Consider the following 7,570-nt stretch of genomic DNA (forward strand, 5'->3'; position numbering starts at 1 on the left):
TAAACAGATTTAGAGATATTGCTAAAATCTTATTCTCAACGCGTGCAGGTGTTGCTCATATGGCTGCAGGTACTATGGCTGGTGCACTACAAGCAACATTAAAATATGTGAAAAAACGTGAGCAGTTTGGGAATCCAATTAGCAGCTATCAATTAGTTCAAGAGAAAATTGCAATGATGCAAGGTAATGTAATGAATGCAATGTCATTGTGTGCACATATAGCCGAAGCACAAGAGAATGGTAATTATTAATGAAGTAATTACTTCAACAGGTAAAATGATGAATGCATTACGCTTACGTGAAACAGTAGCAATGGGACGTGGCATTTGTGGTGGTAACGGTATTACAGTTGAAGAAACAGATATTGGCCGCTTCTTCAGTGATGCGGAAGCTGTTTATACGTACGAAGGTACGCATGAAATTAATGCACTAGTTATAGGCCGTGCTCTAACAGGTGAAGCAGCATTCAATTAAAAACTTATTTAGCCACGGCTCAAGTGAACGCTTAAGCTGCTGTGTCTTTTAAAGATCTAGCCGAATTTATTTATGGAGGGATTCGAATGTCAATAAGAAAAGCAACAGTACTCGGAGCTGGAGTAATGGGCAGTCAAATTGCTGCCCTACTCGTTAATGCTGGGATGAAAGTAGAATTATTAGATGTAGTAATTGATAAGGATGACCCTAACAAATTAGCAAAACAAGGGTATGATTCAATCGTTAATCCAAAGAAAAGTCAGCTATATGATCAAACATTTGTTGAGAACATAACTTACGGTAATTTTGATGATAATTTAACAGAAAGTTCCGATGCAGATATTTTTATCGAAGCAGTGAAAGAAGAAATCTCAATTAAACATGATATCTGGAAAAAAGTAGCTAAAGTAGCTAAAGATCATGCAATTCTTGCAACAAATACATCAGGTATACCTATCAATGCTATATCTAAGGCATTAAGTAAAGACTTGCAAAAGCGCTTTATTGGACTACACTTCTTTAATCCACCGAGATATATGAAACTAGTGGAGATTATCCCGAATATGAACTCATCAGAAGATGTTGTTCAGAAGGCAAAATTATTTGCTGAAGATACACTAGGTAAAGGTGTAGTTGTTGCAAAAGATGTTCCAGCTTTTGTAGCAAATCGTACAGGAATTCATACATTAAATGATATCATGTACCGTGCAGAGCAAGATGGTCTATCTATCAATGAAGTAGATGCTTTAACTGGTAAAGTGATCGGTCGTCCAATGGGGACTTATCAATTATCAGACTTAGTTGGTAACGATATCGGCCAGTTTGTCATTAAAGGATTACAGCAGGATAAGAGTGAATCAGACTTTTTCAAAACTCCAGAGCTACTTCCTAAATTAGTAGAAAAAGGTGCATTAGGGCGTAAAGCAAAACATGGGTTCTACAAAAAAGAAGGAAAGAATATCTTAGTTGTTAATCCTGAAACATTAGAATATAAAAAAAGTGAAAAGCCACAACTTGAAATTTTAGAACAGCTTCAAAAAAGTATTACTAAGAACTTAGATGTGATTTTTGAATCTGATACAAAAGGTGGTAAGTTCTTATGGGAAACTCTACGTAACATGTTCATTTATGCAGCACATAATGTACCAAAAGCAACGGATGAGTTTATTGATATTGACCGTGCAATGGTATGGGGCTTTAATTGGCGTAAAGGACCATTTGAATTATGGGATACAATGGGATTTGAAAGAGTTAAAGATCGAATTATTGAAGAAGGATACGACTTACCAGAATGGGTAAAAGAAAAATCAGATAACTTCTATGATGAAGATGTTTTATTAGAAAACGTGACACCAATTGAAGAGTTAGAAACAGGTGTTGTGTGGGACCGTGATAATTCATCAAAACTAAGTGAAGTCAATAAACAATTACTATTCAAATTCCAAACACCGAAAAATACTATTACACCAGAGTTTTCAACCGATTTAATTGAAGCGATTGATAAGTTAGAAAATGAAGAATACACATCTATGGTAATTTACTCTGATGGCGCAAACTTTTCTGTCGGTGCCAACTTGATGATGATTAAATTTGGCCTTGATTCCGGTGCAGGTTCAGAGTTTGTCGAAGGTATTGTCAAAGAGTTACATGAAGCGGTCAACCGTTTACGTTATTCAACAAAACCAATTGTTACTGCAGCTAGTGGCCGTGCATTAGGTGGCGGAGCAGAGTTACTACTTGCATCACCATATGTTGTCGCAGCAGCTGAAACTTACATCGGTTTAGTTGAAGTCGGTGTTGGTCTGATTCCTGGAGGTGGCGGATTAGCTGAGCTAACAGAACGTGTAATGACTCAAGATACTATTAAAGCAAATAAAGTGAAGAAAATGTCGGATGTAGTAAAAAATATTGCCAGTGCGCATGTAAATATGAACGCATACGAGGCACGCCGGAACTTATTCTTAAGAGATACAGATACAATTATCGCAAATGCGGATAAGCGTGTTGAAGTAGCTTTAGAAAAAGCGAAGTTCCTAGGCAGTATTAACTACATTCCAAAATCACCACAAAAATTCCAAACACTAGGCCGTGACTTTAAAGCATTGGCTCAAGGTCAATTAGAAGCGATGCGTGTCGGTAACTTTATTTCGGACTATGACTTTAAGTTAGCTGTCCATATCGCTAATATTATGACTGGTGGTGATTTACCAGAAGGAGCTTACATTAATCAAGCCTTCATACAGCGTTTAGAACGTGAGACATTTGTTGCTTTAACTGAAGAAGAAAAGACCCAAGATCGTATTACACATATGTTAGAAACAAAAAAACCACTTAGAAACTAAGAGTTTAATTTACAGGAAGGGATTGAATCAGATGCAAGATGCATATATTGTAGCTTATGGACGCTCACCAATTGGTAAAGGAAAAGCAAGCGGGGCATATGCTTTCAGTCGACCAGATGATATTGCAGGACAAGTACTAAAAGGTGTAGTTGATCGCGTTGATGGCGACTTCAAACCAGAAATGATCGAAGATTTAATTGTTGGCACGGCTTTTCCAGAAAGTGTTCAAGGAATGAACGTTGCCCGTACGATTGCACTCTTAGCCGGTCTACCACAAAGTACTCCAGGACAGACCGTTAACCGTTACTGCTCATCCGGTCTACAAACCATTGCCATGGCTGCTAACGCAATTATGTCAGAACAAGCTGATATTATCGCAGCTGGTGGGGTAGAGTTTATGTCTAAAGTACCTATGGGTGGTACAGAACCAACAAATAACCCGACGCTTGAATCAGCAGATGAAGGGGTATCGTACCCAATGGGACTAACAGCAGAGATGGTAGCTGAAGAACATAATGTCAGTCGCCAAGAACAAGATGAATTTGCTGTACAAAGTCACCAAAGAGCACATTCTGCTCAGACGGAAGGGCGTTTAGATCATGAAATTATACCGGTCGAAATTGAACAAGTGAATTATACGGATGAAGGACCAAAATCAGAAAAAATAACTTTTAAGACTGACCAAGGTATTCGCCCGGAGTCCACAGTTGAAACATTAGCTAAATTACCAACAATATTTAAGAAAAATGGGACTGTAACTGCGGGCTCTTCTTCTCAAGTTTCTGATGGTACGGGATTTGTTGTTGTTATGTCAGGACGTAAAGTACAAGAATTAGGTGTCACACCGATTGCTCGATTTGTAGGATACAAAGCGGTAGGTGTTGATCCAAAAATTATGGGTATTGGTCCAGCATATGCCATCCCAGAAGTATTAGAATTAACAGGACTTAAATTAGAAGACATTGATTTAATTGAATTGAACGAAGCCTTTGCTTCGCAAGCGATCGCATCGGTTAAAAAACTAGGTATTGATATGGCAATTACAAACGTTAATGGTGGAGCTATTTCACTAGGACACCCACTTGGAGCAACAGGTGCTATCTTAACATCACGCTTATTATCAGAAATGAAACGACAAGAAGATAGTAAATATGGACTTGTTTCAATGTGTATCGGTGGAGGTATGGGAGCGGCTGCTATTTTTGAATACATGAGATAGTGATGTTAGTATGAAATCCTGGACACGTTTTGATAGAATATAAACTATCGAAAAGGAGTGTCTATCGATGTCAAACCGAAGATCCTATGATGTCGACTATAAGAAAACGCTAGTCAGTTTGTACGAAAATGGTCATTCAGTAAAGAATTTAAGTGAGGAACATGGCATAGCAGAACAAACCATTTATCGGTGGATCAAAAAATATTCCACAGATGAAAAAACCGGGTATTCTGAAGCAGATATCGAAAAAATTAAAGTAGAGAATGCCCGTCTTAAGACAGACAATGATATCCTAAAAAAGGTCTTAGCCATTTTCACTCAAAAATAGACCGCGATGACTTTATTTTCGAACTCAACGCAATCAAAGACGACATCAATTTAAAGCGAACACTGGAATTGTTTGATATTCCACGCTCAAGTTTTTATGAACGTGTTAATCGCGAGGAATCGCATAGAGAGCGTGAAAATCGGCGTATCCTCAAAAAAATTGAACGCATATGGGAATCAAGTGGGTGTGTGTATGGTGCCCCGAAAATTCATGCAATCTTGGTTACTCAAGAAAACGAAGACTGCAGTCTCAAACGTGTTCAAAAACTGATGAATAAACAGGGCATTCGGTCCATTACACAAAAGACATGGCGGCCACATAGGTCCGCTGATCCTGTGCCAGACGATCGGGTAAACTTATTAAATCAAGATTTTTCTACCACTGGATTGAACCAAATATGGGTAACGGATATTACCTACATTTGGACAGGGAAAGATGAATGGAGTTACCTCTCCACGATCCTTGATTTATATTCACGGAAAGCCATTTGGTCATTTAGCCGACAGATGACTGTAGATCTGGTCTTAGATACTTTAACCAAGGCAACCCAACGATACGGTGCGGCCGAAGGCCTTATTCTCCATTCTAATCTTGGTTCACAGTACACAAGCGAAGCGTATGAATCTGCGCTGGAAAAACAAGGGATTCGTCATAGTTTCAGTCGGAAAGGGAGTCCTCACGATAATGCCGTAATCGAATCCTTTCATTCTATCGTAAAAAAGGAAGAAGTTTATCAAAAGAATTATCCTGATTTCGATACGGCTTATAGAGAATTATTTCAATACATTGAAGCCTTCTACAATCGGAAGAGAATCCACTCGGCACTTGGGAACCGAACGCCCCTAGCCATAGAGCAAGGATACTTAGATCAAGCAGTCATTTAAGTTAGACGGAACCATAGGACGGTTAAATAGAAAGACTTTAGCTATCCTCATGGTTTCGGTAAATGTTCTAAAAAGCGTCAGCGGTTAGAACGTTTACCGAAACCTTGAGGCCTCAAAACGGGTCCATGTTTCATTAAGAAATTCTCTTAAATCGTGTCCAAGATATTGACGTAATACCAATAGAGTTCTCGAGGAGAGTCAGTTATGTTTGAAACAATTAATTATAAAATAGAAAAAAATGTGGCAACCATCATGCTTAACCGTCCAGATTCAGGGAACTCATTAGTCCCTGAATCCTTTGATGAACTTATCGAAGCAATCAAGAAAGCTGATAAAGATGAACAAGTCAAGGTGATTGTCTTAACTGGTGCAGGAAAATTTTTCTGCACGGGTGGAGATATCAAGACATTTGGACAATTGTTATTGAATGAACAACCCATTCCGTACGAAGATGTTAGAAAAACAGGGGATCTTATTGGTAGCATTTTAAAAAACAGTAAGCCTGTGATAGCAGCTGTTAACGGGAAAGCTGCAGGTGCAGGATTGGGCCTTATTATGGCCTGTGATTTTATTATTATGGAAGAGTCAGCAGAGTTGTACACGGCCTTTATTCAAATGGCATTCCCTGGTGACACGGGGTTGGCATATTTATTACAGCAATCTATTGGTGTCCACCGAGCAAAGCGTCATATGATGTTGAATAAACCAATCAATGCTTCGTTAGGAGTAGAATATGGGTTAGTGTACGATGTAGCTAGTTCAGAAAACTTTAATAATGTAGTTAATAGTTTAACTTCAAAGCTTGTTAAAAGTCCGACTATTGCAATCGGTAGACAGAAGCGCTTATTTGAAGAAATGCTTTATCCAAAAATTAATGAAACAAATAAAATTGAGGCTGAAGAGATGCACAATGCCTCAAAACACCCTGAACACTATGAAGCAGTGCAAGCTTACCTTGAGAAAAGAGAACCACGCTTCTAATTTGGGGAAAGATTTGCTACTATTTAAGTAACAGCATTATTTGAATAGGAGTGAGTACAATTCTTAAGCTAGTACAGATGGAATATTTAAAAGAAATTGTTGAGTCCGGTTATAATTTGACCTTAGCAGCTGAACGTTTATATGTTTCACAATCTGCTCTTAGTCAATTTATAAAAAAGTTTGAAGCTGATAATGAGATTAATATATTTAAACGTAAGAATGGTCTTATTATTGATTTGACAGAACTAGGTTATCAATTATATGAACATGTTAATGTTATTTTAGATAAGTATTATCAGTTAGAGGATTTAATACTAGAGCAGTCTAAGCAACAACAAGGAAGGATTACAATTGGGATTCATCCGACAATATTAAGATTGTTTTTCACAAAATTTATACCAACATTTATTCTAAGTAATCCGAAGGCTAATATTGAGATTATAGAATCAGAGTCCGCCCCCACAAGAAGAAACTTAATGGATGATCACTTAAATATTGCAATTATTATGAATCCTACTGAATTAGCTCCGGATCTCTATGAAGAACATCCGTTAGCTAAGGGGGAAGTGCAAGCGCTTATCAGCAAAGACCATCCATTAAATGAAATAGATAAGTTAACTTGGGAAGACTTAAACGGTTTTAATTTAGTCACGTATTCTAAAGAAGAGCCAATATACAAACAGCTAGAAGAAAAGATTAAGAAACACGAATTAGATTGTAAAATTTTATTTACATCGAACTCTTTTGACTATCTAATTGAAACTTGTAGTAATTCGGAACTGGTAGCTATTTTACCAACTGTTAATTTCAAACAATTTATAGAAAATTTGAACTTTGTCGGGGTAGTTAGTAAACCGATGGAATCTCCCATTATTAGTATCCCAATGCTTGTACGTCCAAAGAAGGAACGATACAGTAAGTTCGAATCATTCTTCTATAACTCCCTTTTGGAGTACTTTTATTTAGATGACCTAAGCTTAAGATACGATTTTTTAACTAATCAAGAGGACGTGTAAAGTTTGAAAATATGTAATTAAAGACTAATGAGGTGTAAAGGAGTAGGAGGCGCACTTAAAAAAGAGTTGGTTTTCATGAAAGTTTCAGAAAATGAATTCAGCTAACTTTAATCGAGAACCCATGACTTTTTGCAAAGCTAATTGCTTGTTCGACAGTCATCTCTCTCCCTGGACGAAGCCCTTCGGTCTTATAGAGAGACGCATTATAGGGTTCGTCACGAAGCAGCATATAATATATAGCTGTCAAAAGGCGACGTGCAATGGCAATAATCGCTTTTTTGTGGCCACGTCGTTTTTTTAACTGTAAATATTTCTGGCGGTGTTCG

Annotated in this window: 8 protein-coding genes and 1 pseudogene; 8 read left to right on the forward strand and 1 reads right to left on the reverse strand. The window is 37.6% G+C overall.

Annotated elements, in window-relative coordinates:
• The 8 genes from BLR76_RS12400 to BLR76_RS10525 all read left to right on the forward strand — a co-directional run.
• The coding region (locus BLR76_RS12400; protein ID WP_281241347.1) for an acyl-CoA dehydrogenase family protein at positions 1-251 on the forward strand (251 nt) is incomplete at its 5' end.
• Positions 252-279: 28 nt separating this feature from the next.
• Positions 280-474, forward strand: coding sequence for an acyl-CoA dehydrogenase family protein (locus BLR76_RS12405; RefSeq protein WP_281241348.1), 195 nt, complete (start codon positions 280-282; stop codon positions 472-474).
• 86 nt (positions 475-560) lie between these two features.
• Positions 561-2,816 carry a 3-hydroxyacyl-CoA dehydrogenase/crotonase FadB gene (gene fadB, locus BLR76_RS10500; RefSeq protein ID WP_091268755.1) on the forward strand — a complete coding sequence of 752 codons (2,256 nt, stop codon included), beginning with the start codon at positions 561-563 and terminating at the stop codon, positions 2,814-2,816.
• A 31-nt stretch (positions 2,817-2,847) separates the two neighbouring features.
• Positions 2,848-4,035 carry a thiolase family protein gene (locus BLR76_RS10505; protein WP_091268760.1) on the forward strand — a complete coding sequence of 396 codons (1,188 nt, stop codon included), beginning with the start codon at positions 2,848-2,850 and terminating at the stop codon, positions 4,033-4,035.
• 67 nt (positions 4,036-4,102) lie between these two features.
• Positions 4,103-4,363: a transposase gene (locus BLR76_RS10510; protein WP_091268762.1), complete on the forward strand. Its 261-nt coding sequence runs from the start codon at positions 4,103-4,105 to the stop codon at positions 4,361-4,363.
• Between the two features lie 32 nt (positions 4,364-4,395).
• Entirely contained in the window at positions 4,396-5,247 is an 852-nt protein-coding gene (locus BLR76_RS10515; RefSeq protein WP_281241349.1) for an IS3 family transposase, read from the forward strand.
• 204 nt (positions 5,248-5,451) lie between these two features.
• The gene (locus BLR76_RS10520) at positions 5,452-6,228 is read left to right on the forward strand and encodes an enoyl-CoA hydratase/isomerase family protein (protein ID WP_091268766.1); all 777 of its coding nucleotides are present in this window, start codon (positions 5,452-5,454) and stop codon (positions 6,226-6,228) included.
• Positions 6,229-6,305: 77 nt separating this feature from the next.
• Positions 6,306-7,244: a LysR family transcriptional regulator gene (locus tag BLR76_RS10525; RefSeq protein ID WP_091268768.1), complete on the forward strand. Its 939-nt coding sequence runs from the start codon at positions 6,306-6,308 to the stop codon at positions 7,242-7,244.
• 97 nt (positions 7,245-7,341) lie between these two features.
• Here BLR76_RS10525 and BLR76_RS12085 read toward each other — a convergent pair.
• Positions 7,342-7,570 (reverse strand): annotated as a pseudogene (locus BLR76_RS12085) (IS110 family RNA-guided transposase); the annotation flags it as partial.

The organism is Alkalibacterium thalassium, from assembly GCF_900101165.1.
Lineage (GTDB): Bacteria > Bacillota > Bacilli > Lactobacillales > Carnobacteriaceae_A > Alkalibacterium > Alkalibacterium indicireducens.

Excerpts from the sequence above, each read along its gene's own strand:
- BLR76_RS10520 (WP_091268766.1), top strand. The coding sequence starts at position 5,452 with ATGTTTGAAACAATTAATTATAAAATAGAAAAAAATGTGGCAACCATC.
- BLR76_RS12405 (WP_281241348.1), top strand. The coding sequence starts at position 280 with ATGAATGCATTACGCTTACGTGAAACAGTAGCAATGGGACGTGGCATT.
- BLR76_RS10505 (WP_091268760.1), top strand. The coding sequence starts at position 2,848 with ATGCAAGATGCATATATTGTAGCTTATGGACGCTCACCAATTGGTAAA.
- BLR76_RS10525 (WP_091268768.1), top strand. The coding sequence starts at position 6,306 with ATGGAATATTTAAAAGAAATTGTTGAGTCCGGTTATAATTTGACCTTA.
- fadB (WP_091268755.1), top strand. The coding sequence starts at position 561 with ATGTCAATAAGAAAAGCAACAGTACTCGGAGCTGGAGTAATGGGCAGT.
- BLR76_RS10510 (WP_091268762.1), top strand. The coding sequence starts at position 4,103 with ATGTCAAACCGAAGATCCTATGATGTCGACTATAAGAAAACGCTAGTC.